Annotated in this window: 16 protein-coding genes; 2 read left to right on the forward strand and 14 right to left on the reverse strand. The window is 46.3% G+C overall.

Annotation, left to right across the window (positions count from 1 at the left end; all coding sequences use genetic code 11):
- The first annotated feature begins 13 nt into the window (after window positions 1-13).
- On the forward strand, window positions 14-1,285 hold the full coding sequence (locus MHI06_RS22555) for a hypothetical protein (RefSeq protein ID WP_340399175.1): 1,272 nt from the start codon (window positions 14-16) through the stop codon (window positions 1,283-1,285).
- Window positions 1,286-1,363: 78 nt separating this feature from the next.
- Here MHI06_RS22555 and msrA read toward each other — a convergent pair whose 3' ends face one another.
- From msrA to MHI06_RS22585, 6 genes are all read right to left on the reverse strand, one after another.
- Window positions 1,364-1,879: a peptide-methionine (S)-S-oxide reductase MsrA gene (msrA, locus tag MHI06_RS22560; RefSeq protein ID WP_340399176.1), complete on the reverse strand. Its 516-nt coding sequence runs from the start codon at window positions 1,877-1,879 to the stop codon at window positions 1,364-1,366.
- Window positions 1,880-2,216: 337 nt separating this feature from the next.
- On the reverse strand, window positions 2,217-2,474 hold the full coding sequence (locus MHI06_RS22565; RefSeq protein ID WP_062835823.1) for a GlsB/YeaQ/YmgE family stress response membrane protein: 258 nt from the start codon (window positions 2,472-2,474) through the stop codon (window positions 2,217-2,219).
- A gap of 310 nt (window positions 2,475-2,784) precedes the next feature.
- Window positions 2,785-4,089, reverse strand: a complete 1,305-nt coding sequence (locus MHI06_RS22570; RefSeq protein WP_340399177.1) for an AAA family ATPase — start codon at window positions 4,087-4,089, stop codon at window positions 2,785-2,787.
- Window positions 4,089-5,552 (reverse strand): RtcB family protein, encoded by a 1,464-nt coding sequence (locus MHI06_RS22575; RefSeq protein WP_340399178.1) that lies wholly within the window; start codon window positions 5,550-5,552, stop codon window positions 4,089-4,091. The genes MHI06_RS22570 and MHI06_RS22575 overlap by 1 nt, the downstream gene beginning before the upstream one ends.
- 499 nt (window positions 5,553-6,051) lie before the next feature.
- The gene (locus tag MHI06_RS22580; protein WP_340402171.1) at window positions 6,052-6,870 is read right to left on the reverse strand and encodes a TerC family protein; all 819 of its coding nucleotides are present in this window, start codon (window positions 6,868-6,870) and stop codon (window positions 6,052-6,054) included.
- Between the two features lie 278 nt (window positions 6,871-7,148).
- Window positions 7,149-7,460, reverse strand: a complete 312-nt coding sequence (locus MHI06_RS22585; RefSeq protein WP_340399179.1) for a DUF3817 domain-containing protein — start codon at window positions 7,458-7,460, stop codon at window positions 7,149-7,151.
- Window positions 7,461-7,676: 216 nt separating this feature from the next.
- Between MHI06_RS22585 and MHI06_RS22590 the strand changes: the two genes are divergently transcribed.
- Entirely contained in the window at window positions 7,677-8,780 is a 1,104-nt protein-coding gene (locus tag MHI06_RS22590; RefSeq protein ID WP_340399180.1) for a glycosyltransferase family 4 protein, read from the forward strand.
- A 57-nt stretch (window positions 8,781-8,837) separates the two neighbouring features.
- On the opposite strand, the gene MHI06_RS22595 is transcribed toward MHI06_RS22590, so the two are convergent.
- From MHI06_RS22595 to MHI06_RS22630, 8 genes are all read right to left on the reverse strand, one after another.
- Window positions 8,838-9,200, reverse strand: coding sequence for an HIRAN domain-containing protein (locus MHI06_RS22595; RefSeq protein WP_169481880.1), 363 nt, complete (start codon window positions 9,198-9,200; stop codon window positions 8,838-8,840).
- A gap of 40 nt (window positions 9,201-9,240) precedes the next feature.
- Complete coding sequence (locus tag MHI06_RS22600) at window positions 9,241-10,212, reverse strand: WYL domain-containing protein (RefSeq protein WP_169481879.1); 972 nt, start codon at window positions 10,210-10,212, stop codon at window positions 9,241-9,243.
- Window positions 10,213-10,483: 271 nt separating this feature from the next.
- The gene (locus MHI06_RS22605) at window positions 10,484-11,005 is read right to left on the reverse strand and encodes a hypothetical protein (protein ID WP_340399181.1); all 522 of its coding nucleotides are present in this window, start codon (window positions 11,003-11,005) and stop codon (window positions 10,484-10,486) included.
- A 168-nt stretch (window positions 11,006-11,173) separates the two neighbouring features.
- A complete protein-coding gene (locus MHI06_RS22610; protein WP_340399182.1) occupies window positions 11,174-11,803 on the reverse strand; it encodes a 50S ribosomal protein L25 in 630 nt (209 codons plus the stop codon).
- Window positions 11,804-12,085: 282 nt separating this feature from the next.
- Entirely contained in the window at window positions 12,086-14,962 is a 2,877-nt protein-coding gene (gene pulA, locus MHI06_RS22615; RefSeq protein WP_340399183.1) for a type I pullulanase, read from the reverse strand.
- A 478-nt stretch (window positions 14,963-15,440) separates the two neighbouring features.
- Window positions 15,441-17,489, reverse strand: a complete 2,049-nt coding sequence (gene pulA / locus MHI06_RS22620; RefSeq protein WP_340399184.1) for a type I pullulanase — start codon at window positions 17,487-17,489, stop codon at window positions 15,441-15,443.
- A 168-nt stretch (window positions 17,490-17,657) separates the two neighbouring features.
- Entirely contained in the window at window positions 17,658-21,125 is a 3,468-nt protein-coding gene (locus MHI06_RS22625; protein WP_340399185.1) for a DUF5704 domain-containing protein, read from the reverse strand.
- Between the two features lie 231 nt (window positions 21,126-21,356).
- Window positions 21,357-22,616, reverse strand: a complete 1,260-nt coding sequence (locus MHI06_RS22630) for an S-layer homology domain-containing protein (protein ID WP_340399186.1) — start codon at window positions 22,614-22,616, stop codon at window positions 21,357-21,359.
- Window positions 22,617-22,810 lie beyond the last annotated feature (194 nt).

Consider the following 22,810-nt stretch of genomic DNA (forward strand, 5'->3'; position numbering starts at 1 on the left):
GGTGGTTTATCACTTGCATACATCGACCAAACACAAGTCCAAAACATGGGCTGCCCTCATTCTTAGCGGCATGCTCCTCTTCACCATGAATACAACGAGTTACGCTGCTGCCTCACCCGAATCCATGCCCAAACCCGCGTGGACGTCATCTTCCCTGATGCTGTCTGAAGCCAATACAGAGAAAGATGTCCTGATCAAGGAAATCCATGTTGTGCCTTCGAAAAATCTCGTATATGTGCATGCTGCCCAGTCTGTGACCAAAACAAGCAGCAAAACGACACTGGACTGGCAACTGGACTCTCTTCAGGCATTCGATGCGACAACTGGACAATTGAAGTGGAATACGATATTCCATGAGAAAAGTGGTCCTTACACCACCTACTCCGATTCGGTATATGCCAGCAACGGTACTGCCTATGTATATATGGAATACTCAGACAAAACCAAGAAAGTGTACTCATTTAATACATCCGGTAAAACCAACTGGGTCAAAACGGTGAATTCACCTGCAAGCATATCCCTATTGGATAACGATACGTTGTTGATCGCTTCAAGTCAGGGTGTGCAGTCGAATGGTTCCGTTCGCTCCGCCATCTCGTTATATGACAAGAAGGGAAAGCTGATTACCGAAAAAACCATCAACGGTAACGTGCTTAAGGCTGATCATGGTCGAATTGTAGTGGATGCCAGTAAACAAACCAAGGTAGGCAACTTCTGGCAGCAAGCTGCGAATCCCAAAGTGGAGATCTATGATCGTACGCTGAATCGTCTGTCCTTCTATCAATTCCCGGCTAATGCGAATACCCAAGGAGATGGCGGCGGTGAATCCCTGGCTATTCTTGATGATGGTTCCATCATTATGCGCGCCAATTTCGAGAGCACGGGTAACCGACTGATGGGCTTTGGCACCGATGGCAAGCTCGCTTGGGGACGTGCCATTGCTGGTGATGCCTACATCCAGACGGCTGGCAACGGCTATACGGTCCTTACAGGGCAGAAGCTTGAACTGTATACGATGAAAGGCAAAGTGACTGAGCGTACGTTCAAGGACGCACAACCTGCATTGATACATGTCGACCAGACGCAGGAAGGTCAGTACCAGATTGATTTTGCCAAAACGGGATATATTCTTGATCCACTCACGCTGGAAGACGTGCATGTCTACACGACCAGTGCCTCCGTTCCTTCATTAGAAGGTGTCTCTACTTATGTGGATGATGTCATCTATTCCATGAACGATGAGACATTGTCCAAATATGTACTGAAGTCCAATCCTGCAAAATAAATACTTGATTTAATAATAAGCCGGGAGAGTTCCATAAGGAGCTCTCCCGGCTTATTGCATGGGCAGGATAGAATTATCCTATTTCCAATTCTCGTCTATAAATTCGTCCCGTCCGGATAACGCACGGTCTTCCTTATAATGTTTCTCGTTTTTCTTGTGGTAATCCTGATGATAGTCTTCAGCCGGATAGAATACGACGGCATCCCGAATTTCCGTAACAATCGGCTGATTGAATCGTCCGCTAGCTGCCAGTTCCTGCTTGGACTGTTCGGCAAGCTCACGCTGACGTTCATTATGCACAAAGATCACTGTACGATACTGTGTCCCCCGATCCTGGAACTGTCCTCCGTCATCCGTCGGATCAATCTGTGGCCAGTACAGCTCCAGCAATCGTTCATAAGGGAATATATCTGGATCAAATGTAATCTCAACCACTTCGACATGACCGCTCTCCCCGGTTTTGACCTGCTCATATGTTGGATTCTCGACGTGACCACCAGCATAACCCGATACAATACCATGAATGCCCAGTTGTTCTTCAAACGGTGTAACCATACACCAGAAACATCCGCCGGCGAATGTAGCTTTTTCCATTCCGTTCATCCCCTCTTATCGAAACTACCTTTTACACTTACCACTCCGATGACAGAACAACCTTCTGATCGCTGTTATTCCCATATTTTTTATATTTGGCTTTACAAGGAGAAAATCTGGTGATAAAGGCGAACGCTCCGCTTCTTCAGGTTATTTCTGTCCTCTACGTTCTCGTGTAAATGTTTAGTCCAATTTATATAGATAGCTATTACGCATATCTTTATATATTTTAAAACAACAAGAGGTTGATTGAAAGCCATGGTTATGGCTCTCAATCAACCTCTTCATTAGTAATGCATTTGGCTGACAACTTATTTAAGAAATTATCTTAAGTAAGTTACCCGCGACTACGACCCATTGAACGGAAGATCAAGCTTACGATCGCTACAAGAACAATCGCACCAATCAATGCAGGTACAATGTGGAATCCGCCCATCTCAGGACCCATATCGCCCAAGATTACTCCACCTAACCATCCACCGATGAAACCAGCAATGATGTTACCAATAACACCACCTGGAATGTCACGACCAACGATCAAACCTGCCAACCAACCAATGATACCACCGATAATTAATGACCATAACCAACCCATATCATTCACCTCTAATTAAAGTTTTTGTTGTTGTCTGTCTACTATTAACCGCTACAGAAGCATTTAAACAATTGGCATGAAAATTATTGCATATTACCGTTTGTTTACGATGCACCCTGCTCTGCAAAACAGGCCTTAGCCCAGTATGGAAACAGATCGCGTTACTTTCCGGCATCTCACCAGCTCAGGGCTGCGTTATGTACCTCCCGAAAGTCATTGTATGTTACAGCAGACAAGGTTAGTATCACCAATTGAGGTAGGATTATTTATAAAATTGCGTCTTATTATCGATTGGATTGGTTAGGTCTGATCAATAAAATCCTGCACGTCCCTTACCCGGCTGCGCCAGCCAAGTATGTTTGTGACTCTTGTCCAGCTCGCCACGCATCGACTGAATGACTTTCACAATGTCTGTCTGTCCATTCTGATGCCATTCCAGCGCAGCGCTGACATACAACTCACCCAGCTGCGCTAGAGAGAACGTGTCGGTCAGGCGAGCTGCCTCTACCGTGCCTTCTTCACCAGCAAATACGGTGAAGCCCCGTTGCCGCAAATATTGCAGGCGCAGCGCTTCATCTGGCAGCGGAATTTCGTAAGCCCGGTCGAACCGTCCAGCACGGTTCATGAGGCCCGGATCTATTTTCTCCGGATAATTCGTTGTCCCGATCAGGAAAATGCCTTCTTTCGACGTAGCTCCATCCAGTGTATTCAGGAAAAAGGAACGGACTTCATCCGGCATCGAATCGATGTCCTCAATGATCAACACCATCGGTGCCAGCCGTTTGGCAGCTTCGAACACTTCACGCACCGATTCACTGTTGGTATACTCCGTAATCTGCCAATACGCAGCCGGTCCCGGGATACTTCCAGCAATGGATTTCACCAATGTGGTCTTGCCGTTTCCGGGGTGTCCATACAATAGAATTCCCCGTTTGTACGGGATATCATAATCTCTGTAGAATGAACGATCCGCTTCGAAGAACTGATCCAGCGAACGGAAGATATCCTGCTTGATCTCCGCCGAGAGAACAACATCCTCTCTTCCCACGGAACGAGTAATGGATTCGACATGACGATCGCTTCCATTCCGGGCATCGGTGTATACCGTCACCTTTTTCATATTTTGCTGACGTTCCCGTTCGCGGACACTTCCCAGAAACTGCTTCATCTCCTCATCACCGATGGCAAAGACAAAGTCTTCACTGTAGATCCCATTCTCCCGGAAAAATGGAACCCGTACGAGCGAAACGCCCCATTTCGGATAGGCAAATACGTTGTTGCGAATGGAGTAATGCACACCATAAGTCGGCACATCTCCATCATCGTTGTAATGCAAGGTCTGAAGCTCCAGATCTTCGAATATGCGGGCTACCAATTCCACTTCGTCACTGCCATTTTGCAAGTCTTCCCGGAGTAACTCCCAATATTCATTGTTCGGATCCGAACTGGCATAGAGCTTGTATTCAACCCCATAGCGCTGATGAAGCGCCTCACTGATTCCACGGATCAGCCTTGAATAGATGGCGTATCCTTCCACTCGAATTCGGGTATCATGTTGTTCGTCATAAGTATAGATTGCCTGGGTTGGATCTGTTTGTTTTTCGTTTATTGTCATTATTTCGCTCCCTTTACCGCTACAAGCGGTTTGCATTTGGCTACAACCTGAGCCAGGCCTGCGCCGGTAACACTGTCTATAATTTCATCTACATTTTTATAAGCCTGAGGTGATTCATCAATAATGGATTCAAGTGAACGCTGGTTTACCACAATCTCATCTTCTGTCCCCACGCCCAGTGCCGATGCAAAATCTTCCACCGAAACCAGTCGTTTCGTTGCTGTCCGTGAACGGATCCGACCCGCACCGTGACATATTGAATAATAATTATCAGCACCCTGTGGCTGACCCACCATGATATACGAAGCAGTTCCCATGGAACCGGGAATAAGGGCAGGATGTCCTGTTGCCAGATAAGGCTTTGGATTGTCCGGGTGCCCTGCCGGCAACGCACGTGTCGCTCCTTTGCGATGCACAAAAACGGAACCTTGGTCTGCATGAGATTCCTCCCAGGCATAGTTGTGCATCAAGTCGTATAACGTACGGAATTCACATTTGGAACCAAACACATCCCGGAATGCTTCGCGAATAGCATACGCAATCAAGTGACGATTGACAACAGCGTAATTCAACGCAGAATACATCATGTTCACATAATGACGACCTTCCGCATGCTCAAGTGGAGCAAATACCAGTCTGGGATCGGATGTACCCAGGTTAAGCCGCTGCATGACTTTGGCGATCGCTGACGAACTCGTCTGACTGACATAACCACCCCATGCACGAGAGCCGGAATGAATCATGACCACAACCTGTCCATCGTACAATCCCCAAGCTTCGGCGATTTCGCGATTCTCTTCAGCAATCTCAATCGCCTGGATCTCAGCAAAATGATTCCCTCCACCCAGTGTACCGAGCTGACGATGCGAACGATGCCACGTCATATCAGGAACGTGGTTTAACACATCCTCATCGTAACTGAACTTGCTGCTTTCCACATGCGTCATCGAGGTTGATTTTTTCGGGGTATAGCTGTCGGGAATATACTTTTTAGGTAACCCATGCAACCCTTTACGAACAATATGTTCCAGTCTGATATCTGAATAATGACCTCGCTGGTTTGCCTCCATCGGCAATACTTTCTCAATGGTCTTGACGAGTTTGCGGCGGAGCTTGATGTCTTTCAACTCGTCCTTGTGCAAGTTCGTCATATGCACTCTCATGCCACAGCCAATGTCACTGCCCACGATAGAGGGAGATACATATCCACTCTGCGCATCCCACACGGCTGTTGTTCCGATGCAGGTACCTACACCGACATGCACGTCTGGCGTGTAACTCATATAAGAAATTCCCGGAATCTGCAGATTATTGTTCGCCATCTCGAACACCTTGTAATCGAGCGAGGAGAAGAGCTGTTGCGCCGCATATACGGTTAGATCGCCTGCAGGCAATTTTACTTCATGCCGGTAGGCACCTGTTAATTCGTTTGGATTGGTAAATAAATTAAATTCTGTATTCATAAAAGTGTGTTATTCCTTTCTCTACGTTCAGCAAATTCGGTTTGCTGATTCATCTGTAAAATAAAACTAAAAAAAGCCATAGGCTAGTCGCCCATGACTTCTACTAATGACAATAACGGAGAACAGAACAGCATGAACATGCTGTGTGTCTGTCATCCATCGCTATAATATAAGCGAAGAACGCATATCGATTATAAGCTGCTAAACGATATGCCTATCCCCTATGTCGACCGTATGAGGCCAATGAGACGATGAGCCGGATATGCAGTTGTGTCTACGTTGCGCCCTGTTTGATTCAAATCATAACCAAGCATCATGTCTTTCGGCCTCCTTTCGTTAATGTTAGTCTTATATTAAGGGGACTCGATTTCATGTGTCAACCCTTTTCTTGGAAATTGGACCATGGTGCAGATTACATATGTAAACAAAAACAGGAGACTGTCCTAGGACAGCCTCCTGTTTTTCTAATAATAATGATGTTGTTAGCGTAACATGATTATTACAGTCCTGCTTGTTTTTCCAACTCTTCAACCGGATTTTCGTCTTCTTTTTCAGGAACTTTGGAAGACAGGAACCAACCACATACCGCAATGGTGATCAGTACAATATAGAATCCGAATTTCCAAATTTTATTTTCCGGGAAATGCTCATCCAGAACACCCAATGAAGGGTGTGCCAGTGTAATAACTGCCAGCTTAACCCCTACCCAACCTACGATCACAAAAGCAGCAACTTCAAGCCCTGGACGGGAATGAAGCAATTTCACAAAGTATGTGGCTGCAAAACGCATGATCACAAGTCCGATGAATCCACCGAGGAAGATAACGATAAACTGTCCACCGTCAAGTCCGCCAATTGGAGGCAATCCACTTGGTGGCAACGCCACGGCCAAAGCAACAGCAGCCAGAATGGAATCGACTGCAAATGCGATATCCGCTATTTCAACCTTGAAAACAGTCATCCAGAAACCGGATTGTTTTTTAGGTTTCTTCGGCGTTGAATCAGCTGCTTCATCTGTTTTATTTCGACTACCCAGTATCTTTTTAACGATGTGGTTAATCGAAATGTACAGGAGATACAGGGCACCGATCGCTTGTACTTGCCATACATCGACGAGGAAAGAGATCAGGAACAACGAACCTAAACGGAAAACAAATGCACCCATCAGACCATAGAACAACGCTTTTTTGCGCTTATCTTCAGGTAAGTGTTTAACCATAATTGCGAGTACCAATGCATTATCTGCTGCAAGTAGTCCTTCAAGAACTACTAAGACGGCCAGCACCCACCCATATTCCAATAATAATGAAACTTCCAACATTGACTCCTCCTTAATATCCTTATGATGTACAAAAAAAAGGACCTTTACCATCACTGGTAAGGTCCTTTTATATCCACAAAAAGAGACCTTTACCGAGCATGAAAACTTGGTAAAGGTCTCGCTAACAACAAAATTGCTGCCAATAAAGCCGGGGATATGAATCCCGAATTGACGACTTTACTGTAAAAGCTACTCCCCTTTAACAGGAATATGTAGTTTTAGTTGGAACGGGTTGTTTAACCTGTACTCATCATATTTCATAACGTTAAATAAAGTCAAGCTTTATTTAATTGACGGTACAGCTTACGGAATACGACAACATCATAGATCATGTTCCCCAGCGGAATAAAGGAAACAAAGAATAGAGCAATTGGACGGCGCAGACGCCACTTCTGTGAAGTGTACAAACTCACCATAAATAATAAGTACATTAAAAACAAAAATCCGTATAAATTTCCAAACCATGTGACAGCCTGCGGTATAATCCCCGCATCTCTTAATGGAAAAGCAACAAACAGCAGCAATACGTACGAAATGCCCTGCAACCACAACAGCAGCCGGAAACGCCCCAGCGTAGAATGTAACATCATTTTCCTCCTGCTTCTATACATGTAACGAATTCAATAGTTCCCGTACAGTATATCACAAAAGACGAATATTTCTGCTTCAACCCAAATAGCAGATTATTCCTGCACGCTCATATGGGTGGTTCACCGGCCTGTTCGCAGGAGCCAAATGCTTCCGCTTCTCATAGGATATATGACGAAGATTGTTATCGATGTCGGACAAGGAGGAGCCTGTTAATGAAAATAGCTATGGTTGCACCCGAAAAATTGCCTTTGCCCGGAAACGGTTCAGTGGAAATCTGCATTCTGGGAATCGCTCGCGAACTTGCACACCGTCATCAGGTGACCATCATAAGTCGTCAAATGGCAGGTCTCGCCAACATGGAGCTAATGGACGGTATCACCATTCAACGTGTCTCTGCATCTAGTCCTGTTGGGTACACCAAAGCAGTATTACGTTTGTTATCCAAACAACTTTATGATGTGATTCAAGTGGATAACAGGCCCCGCAGCATGGCTGCCATCAAACGCGCTTTCCCCCGCACACCGGTTGTACTCTACCTTCACTCGTTAACGTTCGCTCAGCCTGGACCTGCAAGACTCGCATTGATGAAAAAAGCCGATTGGATTGCCGTCAACAGTCAATCCCTGAGACAAAGGCTAGGTCGCCGATTTCCGCTCGTAAAACGCCGGATGAGTGTTGTTCCACTAGGTGCAGATTTAAGCCGCTTCAGACCTGCTGAGTCCAGTGAAGAACAGCTTCGCCTGCGTACACAATTTGCAATAACTAAACCATTCTCTATTCTGTATGTCGGTCGGCTCATCCCTGGCAAAGGTGTAGACGTATTAATACGTGCCACTGCCCTTCTTCAGCAAGAGACGCCTGTTCAACTGGTTATTGCAGGCAAAGGGCCGCCATATTATGTGCGGAGACTTCGCGAGCTTGCTCGAAAACAAAAAGTCCATATATCCTTCCGCGGTCAGATAAACCATGAATATATCGACCAGTTGTATCGGGCAGTCGACTGTCTGGTCTGCCCGTCTCAAGAACATGAAGCCTTTGGCCTGGTTAATGTTGAGGCGATGGCTTCGGGATTACCCGTCATTGCTTCAGATAACGGAGGTATTCGTGAAATTATTGAATCAGGTATCAATGGATACCTTGTCACCTCTTTTGAACGACCCCAACGTTTTGCTTCTTGCCTGAACAAACTTGCAAGCAATCCAGCTTCTGCCGAAATGTTAGGCAAGGCTGGCCGAGACAGCGCGATGGCACATTTCAGTTGGGCGAGAACAGCCATGCATCTGGAAGCGACCTATACCAGGCTCATCCGTGAATGAGCCTCCTTCTGTTTTGATAATCATCCTGCCCCATAAGAAAGACGCTCTTTAGGATGATCAAGCTTTTTCACGAGATTGCCATCCGGTGATAAAAGAATCCATTTGCGGAATGGGAATTTGGCTCATCTCAATTAACTCCATAATGACCAGATCTCTCATCATGAAGCGTACTTTGGCACACGTTAGTTGATGAAAAACATCATAGAATGCCGTCCCGGTCCAACATCCATGCGGTACGACAAGCGGATCATTAACGATATAACCTACGGCTCCAATCGGGGGAATAACAACCTTAATCGCTTGATGGTCCAAACGATTATCTGGATCTTTGACGAGATACACGGTGTCCCCCACATGTAAAGCTTGCACTCCATGGAAATGCTCCATCCCATACATAGCTGCGAATAATTTGGTGCTCATATCACCTGCTCCTTTTCCTGTATTCTCCATTTTGAAAATTTCACAAATATACTTCGTTATCATAATGCTCCAACCACTCCACGAGTTGCCTGCGTATCTCTTTACGAAACTCACGAGGTTCAAGTACCTCTGCCTCGGGTCCGAATTGATACAACCATTTCAAAAACTCTCGGCTGCTATTCAGTGTCACTTCAAATAACAATCCCCCATCCGACATATCCGTCATTCGCGGGCGAACAAACATCTCTTCTTCTTTTATGTAGGGGGCCACTCTCTCAGAGAATCTTACCTTGAAATGGATATGTTCGTCGCCACGGTCAATGGACCATGTGTTCTTCATGTACTGCGTTATGTTGAAATCACCCTTGTCGAATTCGACATGTGTTCTCTCCACATCCAGAAAGCGGCTAATTCGAAACAATCGGACTTTTTGTAGCAAATGACAGTATCCAATCAGATAAAAACGTTGATCCCGCGGAATAAGATAATAAGGATCGATATCCCGGACCGTGATCTCATTTCTAGTCAGCGTATGATATTGAGTGCGAATCGTTTGCCGACTTAGAATCGCTTCGATGATGGGAATCAGCAAATTAGGGTCTTTTCCTTCCTCACGATAAGCTGGCGTGCCCATCCGAATAATTCCCGCAATATTCTCTACAATGTCACTGTTTCTTGATTTTAATTTGGTATGAGCTGACATGACCTTGTCAAAAGCTGAATCAAATTCAGCAGGTAACTTGGAGGTATCAACTACGGACGGAAGCATGGAGAAAACCATCGCTTCCTGTTCAGTAAAGTCTAACGGATACATCGCAAACTCACCAATAAATCGGTAACCCTTGCCGTATCCTTCATTCATAATCGGGGCGACCCTGTCCAAAATCCGGAGATCACGATATATCGTGCGTACAGTTGTACCGCATTTCAGCGCCAACTCCTTGGCGGAAATTCCGGGATTTGCTTGTATAGCCTGAAGTATACGCAGCAGACGAATTAATTTCTCTGTCATGTAGTTTCTCCCCTTCGATATTTTATCGGCAAGGAAAACTAGTTCCTTTAGTACAGAACTAAATCTTTAGTCCCAATATTATTTTCGCAATTTCACCGTTTGTATATAGTTCAATTGCACTCTTACCCCCTTTTAATATACATTCTCTTACTTGCTTGCGTAAAATATTAACCCAAAAGGCCTTATACCTAAGCCTGAAAGCCTATACAATTTTCTAAAAATAATACAAAAAAGCCCTGATCTCTACAAAGAGACAAGGCTTTATTCAGAATTACTGGTTATACAACGGTAAAAATTGATTCATCACATTCGCCATATGCTCACAGAGTTCAGGAATATCTCCCATCTGGTCTTCATTCACACTGCGGTCAAAATATACGTGAGCCGTGACATTATACGTGCTTGGCTGTTCATCAAAGATATATCGGATATTCTGGCATATCCTCTGCTCAGGCCAGCTCATCTGCAATATCGAACGAATAGCTGGGCACAACGTCTCTGGCTCCTTCACAACCATGCCAAACCGAAGTTCCAGACGGCATCCCGGATGTGTATCAGGCGTCTCCAAAATCTCGGCTGCAAGCTCCTCAAGGGAACTGCTAAGCACGACTTCGCCTGTTACTTCAGGACGATTCCTGAGACAGAATTGTAACATGAACTCTCTGGACATTACCGCCATCTCCAGCCGATCTTTACGCCCCTTAATCTGAATACGCTCATCCAGGTTATCCATATCATAGAGATGATTCTCAAACCCGACTTTCAGATTGTCATACACCGTTGGATCAAACATTGAAATAAACCCACTTTCTTATCCTTTAACCTGTATTGTAGTACATTCTCATTTTTCATGCGAACGATGTGCCTATTGAACTCTCTTGCTCGGCAAACAAAAAAAAGCCCAGTCACTAGGACTGGGCTTTGGTTATGCATGAGATCTGGCAAGATCCCGTAGCTTGGCTTATTCTTCTTCAGCTTTTTCTTCAGCTGCCGGTTCAGCTTCCTCAGCAGATGCTGTTGGCTCTTCCTCAACCGCTTGTGGCGGCATAACGGAAGCGATAATGGATTCAGGTGATGTTACGAGTGTCAAACCTTTATTCAGTTTGATATCCGCAGCAGTCAAGCGATCACCAATGTCCAATCCGCTCACATCAACCTCAATAGAAGTTGGCAGATCTGCTGGCAAACCTTCTACTTCCAATTGTGTTTCCTGTGTCTGGAATACACCGCCAGCTTTCGAACCGGCTGCTGTACCCTGGAAGTCGATCGATACACTTACGCTGATCGGCTTGTTCTTGGAAATTTGCAGGAAGTCTACATGGAGCAAACGTCCGTTACGCTCTTGCTGATCCTTGATCAGCACTGGAATCGTTTTACCGCCCTCAACATTCAGGTTGAACATCTCGGAGCGGCCTGTGCGTGCCACTTTCAGCACTTCTTTTTCATCTACATGTATGGAGGAACCTTCTTGTCCCGGGCCGTATACGACAGCGGGAACTCGTCCACCTTGTCTTAACAGGCGCAATGCTGCACCTTTCTTTTCCGTTCTTGGCGTTGCTGTAAGTTGAGCCATTTTTCCGTTGGATTTCATGATTGAACATCCTCCTTCAAGGGATCACTACATTATATTTGTTGGAAAGCGCTAAGGCTTCTCTCGTAGACCATAATGGTCTTTTTTTCTTTGGCCGAATCGTGGGCCATATCTATATTTACCCCAATGATAGAGGATCTCAAACACGGAACAGGATAATTCTTTATTTTTTGACATGCCAGACTTCTTATAATCAGACCAAAAAAGCAGTCGGAATCTCTTCCAACTGCTGGTTTATCAAGGGTTTTGACGAACTACCTTATGATGTTATTAAAAAGAACATTATGCACTATTACGCCCCTCTGAATTATCCCTTTCGCGAATGACCTGCATCTCGTCTGAACCACTGCGGACCGTAATGTGTACATCTCCATCTTCAGGTACGATATCCACATAACGATCTCCGCATGTATCTTTGGCCTCCCACTCGTTCAGTCGAATGATGAGTCCCAAGTGGTGCAAACCTGGAGCTACGCGGAAACGGGCTTCAGCGTAATTTCCAACTTGTTCCAGTCGTACCGCTCCGTCTTCCATACCTGTGCCCCATACCCAGACATCCCAACCTTCATAATGCTGGTCTTCCCGTTCGTATCGGAGCGTGACCGTTCGCGAAATCTGTTTATGAATGCTTACGCCAAGCGTTGCCCGGATCCCTCCAGATTCAGCAATAATATGGGTTGCTCCAGGTGTCATCGCACGTACGATCCCCGCTGCACTCACTGCTGCCAGTTCCGGATGAGAGGAGCTCCAACGTATGTTTGAATCCTGAAGCGGCTGACCGAATTGATCAAGCACTAATGCACGAAAGCGACTGATTCGAGTCATGTACATGACAGGTTCGCCCACAATTTCGATTCGCTCCGCATGACGATGATCCACCTGTAACATACAGGTTGCCGTTATCTCCCCACAGTGGACTGTAATCGAAGCTTCCCCACATTCCAGCGCTTGGATTGTTCCATCAGGTTGTATCCGAATAATATCTGGCTCAGAAGAAGTCCAGGTAACCGGGGCATTCTCTACCACATTGCCGATGCTGTCCCTTACAATGGCTCGCAGTTTAGTGGTCTCCTTCGGACTGTATACCTGACGTGGAAAACTAATCTCCAGGGTAGCCGGTTCAGCGCCTCCAGGATGCTCTGTGTCATACAAAACCATCAATGACCACCGTTCTACCTGAACAGTGCCACGAACGGTCTCGATCAGATCTGTACCTGCCTGATGATCGTTGACCACGATATGCCAGTCACCTTCCCCCAGGTCCACATGCTGCTGATGTTCCGTTCCGTTATAAATGACCATAATCTGATTCCAGGTATCCTGATTCGCTCCATCCTGAAGTATAAAAGCAACCACATTGCCGTCGCCACGGATCACACGAAGGTGATTACGTACCTGTTCGGCATCAATCATACGAAAGGCGGGATGAGTACGTCGCAGATGAATAAGACCACGGTAGTAGTCAAACACCGGTCTGAACCGCGATTTATTGGCCCATGTGATGGTGTTCACCGCATCCCCGCTCCGATAACTGTTATGATCACCGGCTTTGGATCGGAGCATCTCATCCCCTGCATGCAGAAACGGAATGCCCTGAGAGGTAAGTAGAATACCGGAAGACAGCAACGAACGACGAACCATCTCATGATCCATTACATCATCTGCATCGACATACCGATAAGGATCGGCTGCTTTTACAGCCGACTCCGCACTTCCGCCTCCAACGGGCTGTCCGTCCTTCCATACGGGAAAACCTAATTCATGTCTGAGGTTCATCGTGGTCGCAACTTTATCCCACAGATTGAGATTGTCATGGGCAGTCACATAATTGACGGTTTCCACAGGTGAAGATGTAAAATCATCCAATGCTCCTGCTAATCCCCTAATAATCTCATATTCCTGTCCTCCGGCACCCGTGACAAACCCTCTGCCACTGCCATCACTATCACCCTTGATTGCACTGCGAAAATGATCATTAAATACAGCAAATCCCTGACCTCGCTGGGTTCCTTTTAACGTTTTGCGGTCCAAAGGTGAATCTCCGCCCGTCCAGGGTTCCCCATAGATCAGAAACGCCGGATCGATCTGTTCCCGCAATTCGCGCGTTAATTCATTCATCGTTTCCGTATCAATCAGGGCCATGAGGTCAAATCGAAATCCGTCCACATGATATTCTTCTGCCCAATATCGGAGAGAATCCAAAATATATTTTCGCACCATTGGACGTTCGGTCGCCAATTCATTGCCTACACCAGAACCATTACTGAGGGTGCCATCCTCCCGATAACGGTAATAATAGCCTGGTACAATCCGTTCAAAAGGTCCCTCTTCCACGCTATACGTATGGTTATAGACAACATCAAGTACAACGCGAATGCCTTGTCTGTGCAGTGATTGAACGAGGGATTTGAACTCTCGGATGCGAACTGCCGGATCACGTGGATCTGTCGCATACGAACCTTCGGGAACGTTATAATGCTGGGGATCATATCCCCAGTTGTATGGTGCTCTGACATTAGAACCCACATCCGCCGCAGCGAGTTCATTCACCGTCTGATAATCCGCTACAGGCATAAGATGCACATGAGTGACGCCCAGTTCGGCAAGATGGTCTATCCCAATGCTATTGCCCGCTCTGTCGGTGAGTCCGGATGCCGTGAATGCCAAATATTTTCCCTTATACGGAATATCTGCATGGGGGTCCGAGGAGAAATCACGGACATGCAGCTCATATAGAACGGCATCCACCGGACGCAGAAAAGCAGGTTTGACATCCAGGTCCCAATCGACCGGATTGGTGGTCTCAGGATCGATAATGGCTGTTCGTTGCCCATTAGCTGTTACCGCTCTGGCATACGGATCTGCAACTACTTCAATCCGCTGATCATCATGGGTGATTCGGTACATATAAAAATGTCCTGCCCAATCGCCGTTAAGCTCCCGACTCCATATTCCATCCGCATCGCGCGTCAGAGCATGTTCCTGCCCACCTTCATGATCTTGTACTTTGCCACTATCGTTGTAATGACCTTCATCTACAAAAACCAATATATAAACCTGTTGTGCCGTAGGTGCCCACAATTTAAAAGTACTTGCAGCACGAGTATATGTTAAGCCAAGATCGTTGCCTTCGTAACGAAAAGAAGTCCATTCCGGCATCGTTCCCACCGCCTTTATATCCATTGATTTCGTGTTGTCCCGATGTTACGGAGTGGGACGTGATTTGTCAACCCGGGGTTGTCTGTACTCATCATATCGGTTCCATTCAAGTATTCAATTAGCAATCGCTTTCAAATTATAGATATGTAAACAAGCGCCATAGATTGACAGCATTTGTACCTGTCCCGACAAAAAAAGTTTGAAATATATAAGAATATTTGCAGAACGAACGTGGTATGAAGGAAAACTATACTAAACTACGCACTAAAATGGCGGACGTTTAATAAAGATCGAGCAGGACAAAGTCCTCCTACGACTGAGGCACTTCTCTTTAACTCGACACAAAATCCCCTTTCCAATTGGAAGGGGATTCGTTTTTTTTATTTTGCACCCAATTTATGGGGACATCTTGGACGTGTCCTTGTGAGCACTCTTCCTATTGCGGGCACACCTCATTTCTTGGCAACCATTGTGGCGATCAGGAATTCGAATACATCACCGTTATAGATAAAGCATTCACAGTCACCTGTCCGTCCTGCACGATACGTATCGCATCGACATCGGCTTTCCCTTCCTCTACGACCACATTCCATGTCCCTGTGGGAACAGAGACGGTACGGGTTTCTTTTGCAGCATTATAGATGACGACAATGCGTTCCCATGAATCGCTGACGGCCGCACCTTCCAATTCATAGGCTAGTACACCATTACCTTTTTCAAGAAGACGAACATGCTTCTCGATCTCTTCCCGTGTACGAAGTCGAAAAGCTGGATGCTCTCGCCGAAGACGGATCAGCCCACGATAATAGTCAAACACCGGCTTGAACTGTCGCTTTTGCTCCCAATGAATGGCATTGACTACGTCCCCACTCTGATGGCTGTTGGCATCCCCATATTTGCTGCGAAGCAGCTCATCTCCAGCCGCGATCAGAGGGACACCCTGGGAGGTTAGCACGATACCATTGGCAAGCAGACAACGCCTAACCGTCTCATTCTCCAGAATGTGTTCTGGATCGATCTGCAGGTAAGGCTTCGCCTTCTCTACAGCCTCTTCCACACTTTTGCATCCGCGGATACTTCCATCCTCGTTATAGGTGAGGAAATTCAGCGTATCGTGTAGTCCTTGTGTATGTGCGACTTTGTCCCACAGGTTGAGATTATCATGCACCGTTACATAATTAATGGTTTCGGATGGGCCATCCGCAAAATCATCGATGGCTCCCCGTACGCCTGTCCACAATTCGCCTTCTTTCCCGTCCGCGCCCGTCGCAAATCCCGTCCCGGTTCCATCGCTGTCTCCCTTGATCACTCCGCGGAAATTGTCGTTAAACACGGCGAAACCAGCACCGCGCTGCACTCCTTTAAGAGTCATATCATCTCCAAGCGGTGAATCCAGTGCCCCCCATGGTTCACCATACAGCAATACGGATGGGGATACTTCGGCGTGTAACTCCGCTGCAAGCTGTTTCATCGTAGTGGTGTCCATCAGGCCCATCAGGTCAAATCGAAAACCATCCACATGATACTCCTCTGCCCAGTAACGCACCGAATCGATAATGAACTTGCGAACCATGGCACGTTCAGTAGCCACCTCGTTGCCCGTACCTGAACCATTGCTATATGTCCCATCGGCATTTTGGCGATAGTAGTAACCTGGTACCAGTTTTTCAAACGAGCTGCCTGCCGTATCAAACGTATGATTATATACGACATCCATAATGACACCTATTCCCTTGTTATGAAGGGCTTGTACCATTGACTTGAACTCACGAATTCGTATCTCCGGATCATCCGCGCGTGAGGCATAGGAACCTTCCGGGACATTGTAATGAAGTGGATCATATCCCCAGTTATAGTTGGAGGCATCAGACGTATCACCATCCACCCTTGATTCATCCACCGTCGCAAAATCAAATACAGGCAGCAGATGCACATGAGTAATCCCCAGTTCAACCAAATGATCAATCCCCAACGTATTGCCATCTGAATCGTGCAGACCCGTCTCGGTAAAAGCCATGTATTTGCCTTTATTCGTTATGCCAGATGATGAGTGAATGGAAAAATCACGCACATGCAACTCGTATAAGACTGCATCTACAGGACTAATCAATTCAGGGCGAACATCCTCACTCCATCCAAGCGGATCTGTCTGCTCCAGTCTTACAATTACACCCATTTCTCCGTTCATGGTCACCGCTCGTGCGTATGGATCTACAGCAGTAGTTGAATGTCCATCTTCAAAAGTAGGCTTGTACATGTAACGGTAGCTACTTAAATCGCCCTCCAGTTTGAGAACCCAGACGCCTTGTTCTTTTTTTCGCATGGGTAACGTCTGCTGTTTCAGTCGATTGGGCTCTTCCTCCGGGCTTCCGCCTGTCAAAGGTGGGTACAAAAGAAGTTCCATCTGAACAGCTAACGGTGACCAGACTTTGAAAAGACAGCCATGTGCTTCTAATGTGACACCCAGATCTCTTCCTTCGTATGTATCTTCTGAAAACAATAGTTCCTGCTTATCCTCTTCAATCATGTGTGTTGTTCCCCTCTCGTTGAAAAAATTAATGAATGGATGGAACGAGTGCCTCTTACCTTTATACCCGTTCTGCTGACCAACCATAATCCAAATCACGCAAAAGAAGACAAACGTCATGTGGATTCACATCACGTCTGCCTTCATTAGGGGTAAGACGATGTCTCTCTAATGCGGTACCTGGGATTGGAAATCATTGCGGCTGGATTGATGGGCGTGGTACAAAACCACATCCCCATCTTGCATCGGCCAGCTTCTACCCTGACCATCTACGGGGCTGTTATCGAAACCCTCCATCTGCCATTGATTCATCAACGGGGCATGAATATATTGCAGGTGCGGTGCATTCGTATTGCCGCTGCGCAATGTTTCGATATTGAAGTTAACCACGATGTAACCGTCCCTCAGAAATACCTTTTCCTTCTCATCCAACTGATTTTGTCTGGCGAGCAGTTCTAGATTGGTTCCTTTGGGGACAGCATATACATCCGCTGGCAAGCTATATTCGCCATACCAGCGCTGAATCGCTGCATTCGCCCGATCTACATTAACCCCAAATGGAATATCTGTTTTTGGACCAATGAGTGTACGGATCTGTGAAGGAAGAATCATCCAGTCATAACGGCCTACCCACGTTTTATGATGAGAGGTCTGATCCACGAAACGCACCATATGTTCCGCCATTGTACCCTGATTGCGTTCCTCCTCCGACAGTTCATAGGTATACTGATAACGTGCTGTATCACCTAACTCCATACCGGGTACATTCCGCAACCGTGAGTTCAGGACAACAAAGCGTTTTTCTAAATCTTGTGCCGATCCGATACGAATGAGTCGTTCCTGTCCTCGATGGTAGTATAAATCCACTCCTTGCCGGGTGGTGCCATCTTTGCTCACAAAAGAGAACGTCGGCGTGATTCGGATACCATCCTGTTTCCCAAACATATTACCCTTGGTCTTCAGGTCAAACTTGAAATGGTAACCGGTCTTCAACGCTGCATTTCGAAAACCCTGTACCGGATGACTGCCAGGACGAATGGGAAGTACATAGGGAGCCAAGTTACCTCGGGGATCTCCGTCAATACTATTACCTCCGGTCCAGTAGCTCACACCTGTTGGTTCCGGGCTGCCCATCCGCTTGCGGAACACATTCTCCCAGTTGTAGTCTGAAATATCGGTGATATGAAAATCATACAATCGTCCGATGACTTCCACAGCAACGGTATCTGCTGCGACATGATGGGTCAGATTCGTGTTCGCATCCTGTTGTTCCGTAAAGTTTGCAGGTGCATTTTCGGCGATATTACGGAACTCGATCTGGTAATTCCCCTCATCTATCCATACCGGGAGATAAAAAGGGGTGTCCAACTGATTTACCGGAATATCCACCCATGTCATGGCCGGAATAAACTGACTTCTGGCACCGTTATAGACATCGAATGGGAAACGAACCTGTTTGATCCGAAAATATTTTGCATAATCACGGTTTCCATAACCAGGGTAACTCGCTGCATCCAAATGTTGACCTGAGGTAGGTATCCGCACTAGGAATGGGCGCTCTAGAATAAGTGCAGCCCTGGTCGGATCAGGCGTGGTCTTCTGGTTATGCGGCTGATCATCTGACACCCAGGCATAGTTCACAACCGGAGTATGTACCGTCACCGAGTTGATACCCAGAATGGGAAACTTCTGATCCTGCCCTCCGTTAATATTGCCAGGCTGCAGTCCATATGTAATCTCACCCGTGGTCGGCTGGTTAGCTTTGTTTATCAATGTGTTCTTGATCGTCAGCCGGTTCTGGTACAGAACATCGTCTTCAATCATGCCAGGCAGCGGGATCGTGCCAGGTCTTGGAGCTGTTTTCTCCACTGGAGCAGGGTCCATAATCGTCGCTCCATTGAAGGTTACCTTATCGTTATTAACGGTGTTCTCTCTAACTTCCGCTTCAGCTTCAGATTGAAACAATGACGTTTCATCTGGCGTAGGCGGTTCAGTCGAACCACCCGGAACCCCTTGGATGCCAAGATCAATTTCTCGACATGGAGCAGGTTTCACATGATTGGTAACCGCAGGATCCATAGCCGATTGCAAAGCCGGTGGAGTATATGCATTGGGCGTCAGGGTCACGGTATCACCATATCCACCTAGCGCATAGTTAGATACCTTGGCTTCATTTAACTTGTATACCTCCAGGTTATCGATCTGCCAATAGCTATATGTCCGTGTTACTCGCATAGCCTTGTCACCAGGAACATCAAGTTCTCTGGGCTCAGGAGGTGTTCCTGGATCACCCTCACCACGGGAAGGTCTTCCGGGGATCGTCCAGGTTTTATGATAAACCTTCTTCACATTCACGGTATAAGTCACCGTTCCTGTCATGTTAACCCAACGATGCTGGAACAGATATCCCTTAGCCAACACATTGGCATAGAGATCTTCGGAAGTTGGAATACCACGAGTGACATCAAACTTCTCAGCTCCCCGATCGTCTGCCTTCAGCACGCCTTGAACAGATGGGTCCATGACTGATGCTTCAATCACCGTACCTCTACTAGGTGGACTGATGGTCACAGGGCATGCGTTCGCAGGGTCTCCACCCGGATCACCACCATTACCGCCTCCTCCATTATCCGTGCAGTCCTTTACTTCAAGCACTTGAGTACCCTCTTCATCCAGTTGCTGGGCAGGATCAAGAAAATGAGCCTTGATAGTTGTGCTACCCACGATCCCTTTCGTCGTGATTTTACCATCTGCGCCGATCGTTGCCACAGCCGTATTCGAGCTCTGCCACGTCAATTTGGGATGAGCCGTCAGTTTATGAACAGAGCGATCCGGTTTGGTTAAAACCGCTTCCGCCTGTAGGGGTGTGGTATTGGCTTTGCAAGCGTTCGGCAAATTCACCACGAGTCCTGGCTCAGACGTAACGGTTATGGTGGCTGTATCCGAGATAAGGTATGTACCATTGTTCCAGATGGCACGCACAGTGACCGTGCCCGGACTTTCGGCTTTTAACATGCCTGTTTTGAGCTCTATACTCGCAATCGTCTCGTCAGAGGAAAACCATTTGATCTCCGTTTCCCTGCGGGATACGTCGATGCCCTCATTAAAGTCTGTTTCGCCATAGTTTTTGGTTTTCACCAGGGCTTCCATCTGCTGAGTTTGACCTGTGGTAAGAGTAGTATCTGGCGTTACATCGATTTCTTTTTCTTCAACCAGATCGCCTTCCCAAATGATATCCGTAGGCGTGAAATAAGAAACATTGTATTTAGGACAGCCCGCTGTTGTTTGTCCACCATTTGCGAATGGACTCTTGTCAGTTGGTATGTGGTACCCTCCAGTAATCGTTCTTATTGCAACAATTGTTGAAGGAAAAGGTGGGGTAGGGTCTCCCACACCAGTATATGAATCTTGATCTGCTCTTCCCTGATAATTAACATCATGGATTCGGACATTAAGTATGCTTGAGACTTCGACTCGTCTGGAATTATAATCAGGCCAGTTTTCTGCAGGCCATCTACTGAAATCTACACTATCCGGAACTTCTGCAGCAGCAGGAAATGGACTGGAGCAACTCCCTGCATTATTCGCATAAGTTGGTCCTCCCGCATGGTCAGCTCTAAATTGTCCGCTATCCACTTGATACCAATAAACCCCTGGCCTCCCTACAGTAGGAGTGGCCAGTATTGTGACCTTCCGAGGGTTTTTCATAGATTTAGGTCCATACTCATCTGTAGCAGCCTGAACAACGTTCAGAGGTAGGTACAATACTAACATTAATAAAATTTGTAAAATAAATATACTCACTAAAGTAATAGCAGAAAAATAATTAAGCTTTTTCATTACAACTTGCTCACCATCCTGATAAGGCTACCTTTGAATTTTAAATTCGCCTTCTGTATCTGATTTCAAAAAATAAGACCAAGATTTATTTCTTAAAGTTGATGTAGTCCAAAATCTTTTCTGTAATCCTTTTTTTATAAGCTCACCTGAGTCCATAGGTATTGTCACATTACTTTGTTTCTTAGCCAAGTCTAAATCAAGACGATTGAATTGTATTAACGAATCCGAAAGCCCCTGGTTAAATGTAATTAAATTCGAGTTTTCTAAGTTAGATGTAAATGACACATCTGCAAAAGTTCTATAGGAACCACTTGCGTATTTTTCCGGAAGAAAGAGCTTCGCGTAAATACCCTTCGGCTTATTTTGAGTAGCGTCTACAACGATAAAACGATGAATTTTTAATAACCCCGATTTATTGCTTAAATTGATATTCCCTTTCGATAAATCAGATATCATGACTGAACCTGAACTATATTTATAATTACTAATCGTCGTTAAATTCGTCCCCGTCGTGCCAACCTCTCTCATCTCATTCAGGTCACTGTACTTCCCGGCATCCGTGCCCTCCACGTCCATATAACGCAGTAAAATGGCCGATACTTCTGCACGAGTAGTGGAATCCGCTGGTTTTAATGTCCCATCCTGAAATCCACCCACAATGCCTGTCCCACGAACAAGGGCAAGATACGGAATCTGCTCCGCACGAATGGTGCCGTGGTTCACTTCCGGTGTAGGAAGCAGCGTATTTTTTGTATCGTTAAAAGCATCCTGGAAGCTGCTCCCGGACTTGATCAGTCCATTGGCAATCCACTTCATCATCTCGTAACGTGTCAGCTCCGCATTCGGATTGAACCCTTTGGCGTAATCACCCGCGTTAATGAATCCTTGTCCGACAAGCTGGCTAACCGCCGCTTCAGACCAATGTCCCTTGAGATCGGAGAATGGATTTTGCCCCTCTACCGTTTCCAATCCAGTCGCACGGGCAAGTATGGTCGCATATTCCCCACGCGTGATTTTGCCATTGGGACGAAATGTTCCGTCTTGATAGCCAGAGATCAGATTTTTTTCATAAGCTTTGGTAATCGTCGCTTGAGCCCAGTGGCCTTTAATATCCTTGAACTTGCTAAGGGCAGTGTCACTCGTCCCCGATGCAGCTGTTACTGTTGATGTCAAATATCCAGGTCCAACAGGAAATATTGTGCCTGCCAATACAGCTGTCGTTAACAACCCGACGATCCAACCGTTCCGTTTTTTCTTCTTCTCGTATCCTTCAATCTGCTTCTTCAATCTACTCACGCTCCTATGTACCTTAGTATGGGGGTGCTTTGCTTAGTCAGCCTAGTTACTTCTCTCCACAACAAAAACCTAAATTTGCCATAATAATCAATATTCTACCATGTCGAACTAGGCTATTGGTATCATTTTTCGTCCGTCCCCATCACTTCAAGGCGTGCATCGCTCCTTCCATAGGCCCACTTCAT

Origin of the sequence: Paenibacillus sp. FSL H8-0079 (assembly GCF_037991315.1) — a bacterium.
Taxonomy (GTDB): domain Bacteria; phylum Bacillota; class Bacilli; order Paenibacillales; family Paenibacillaceae; genus Paenibacillus.

What these genes read in the sequence shown, in the direction of transcription:
- msrA (WP_340399176.1), bottom strand. Translation starts at nt 1,879, where the DNA reads ATGGAAAAAGCTACATTCGCCGGCGGATGTTTCTGGTGTATGGTTACA.
- MHI06_RS22565 (WP_062835823.1), bottom strand. Translation starts at nt 2,474, where the DNA reads ATGGGTTGGTTATGGTCATTAATTATCGGTGGTATCATTGGTTGGTTG.
- pulA (WP_340399183.1), bottom strand. Translation starts at nt 14,962, where the DNA reads ATGCCGGAATGGACTTCTTTTCGTTACGAAGGCAACGATCTTGGCTTA.
- MHI06_RS22585 (WP_340399179.1), bottom strand. Translation starts at nt 7,460, where the DNA reads ATGTTACATTCTACGCTGGGGCGTTTCCGGCTGCTGTTGTGGTTGCAG.
- MHI06_RS22605 (WP_340399181.1), bottom strand. Translation starts at nt 11,005, where the DNA reads ATGTTTGATCCAACGGTGTATGACAATCTGAAAGTCGGGTTTGAGAAT.
- pulA (WP_340399184.1), bottom strand. Translation starts at nt 17,489, where the DNA reads ATGATTGAAGAGGATAAGCAGGAACTATTGTTTTCAGAAGATACATAC.
- MHI06_RS22600 (WP_169481879.1), bottom strand. Translation starts at nt 10,212, where the DNA reads ATGACAGAGAAATTAATTCGTCTGCTGCGTATACTTCAGGCTATACAA.
- MHI06_RS22610 (WP_340399182.1), bottom strand. Translation starts at nt 11,803, where the DNA reads ATGAAATCCAACGGAAAAATGGCTCAACTTACAGCAACGCCAAGAACG.
- MHI06_RS22570 (WP_340399177.1), bottom strand. Translation starts at nt 4,089, where the DNA reads ATGACAATAAACGAAAAACAAACAGATCCAACCCAGGCAATCTATACT.
- MHI06_RS22590 (WP_340399180.1), top strand. Translation starts at nt 7,677, where the DNA reads ATGAAAATAGCTATGGTTGCACCCGAAAAATTGCCTTTGCCCGGAAAC.
- MHI06_RS22575 (WP_340399178.1), bottom strand. Translation starts at nt 5,552, where the DNA reads ATGAATACAGAATTTAATTTATTTACCAATCCAAACGAATTAACAGGT.
- MHI06_RS22595 (WP_169481880.1), bottom strand. Translation starts at nt 9,200, where the DNA reads ATGAGCACCAAATTATTCGCAGCTATGTATGGGATGGAGCATTTCCAT.